We start from the raw sequence: 1,198 nt of genomic DNA, 5'->3' as shown, positions 1-1,198 counted from the left end.
TCAAGGTAAAGGGGTAGAAGGTAAAGATTGGCAAAACTATGCAAATTATTGCATAGCTCCAGGACAATGCACATCTATGATAGTAGGGTATGAAGGTGATTCTAGTGGTTCAAAAATTGAAGGGGCTTTTAATAAAATATTTGATGGGCAAAACTATACTTTAAAAAATATTAACATTGATTTTGAAATTAATCATGGTGATAGGTATGACGATGTTGGCATCTTTGGTGCTGCTGAAAATGCAACTTTTAAAAATATACATGTAGATTATATGGGAGGTGGAATAAAGGCTAATATAAAAAATCAAGGTTATGGGCGTGTTGGTGGATTTGTAGGGTTTAATTTAGGAGGAACTATTGATAATATTATCTTAGAAAATATCAGCTCTATAGAGCATTTTTATACTGGAATAGGACAATATAATTGGATTGCTACTGGAGGATTTGCTGGAGAATTGTATGGTGGAGAAATTTCTAAAATAACTGTAAAAAACATTGGATCAATTAAAGCTTCTTCATCTTCTTATATATCAGCTACAGGGGGATTTGCAGGATATATTAGGCTTCATCGATCAATAAATGATATTATAGTAGAAAACATCAAAAGTATTTCTTATAATGGTAGCGTAAAAGCAACATCTGGTGTAGGTGGTTTTGTCGGTGGTATATCCGATGGAGCTTTTACAACTAATATAGTGTTAGATAAAATTTATAATATAAGTAATCATGTTGATTCAGGAGAATCTTATGCAGGAGGCTTTTATGGTGCAGGTGGTAGCCATCCTGGTATTTTTAAAAATATCTATATATATTTTGATCCAAAAACTACAATAACTAGTTCTTCAAAAAATATAGGAATATTTTTTGGACACTCAAAAGATTATACAAGCTATGTGGATTTGGATAATATAAATATATATTATAAAAACAAAACTTTATCTGATGCAAATATTGATAGTTGGCTTTACGATAAAATAAATTTTTATGTTTATAATGATGAGATAAAAGCATATCAAGATTTTTTAAATAAATCCGGCTATATACAAGGTTACTATAAAGACGGTGAAATAAATCTTGAACAAGACGACCTCAATAAAGAAGTTATTGGTCAAATCGTAGAAGATATCACTCAAAAAGGATATGTTGTAGATATAGCTATGTTAGAAAAACTATTAGAAGATTATAATAAGTTTAATGAA

At 29.7% G+C, this 1,198-nt stretch carries 1 pseudogene; it reads left to right on the top strand.

Features of this window, described 5'->3' with window-relative positions:
- A pseudogene (locus L8X30_RS07855) lies at positions 1–1,198 on the top strand (hypothetical protein); the annotation flags it as partial.

Origin of the sequence: Campylobacter sp. CNRCH_2015_0338h (genome assembly GCF_025772785.1) — a bacterium.
GTDB lineage: Bacteria > Campylobacterota > Campylobacteria > Campylobacterales > Campylobacteraceae > Campylobacter_D.
Note: the sequence above shows the minus strand (reverse complement) of the source record. Positions and strands in the feature narration are given on the sequence as shown.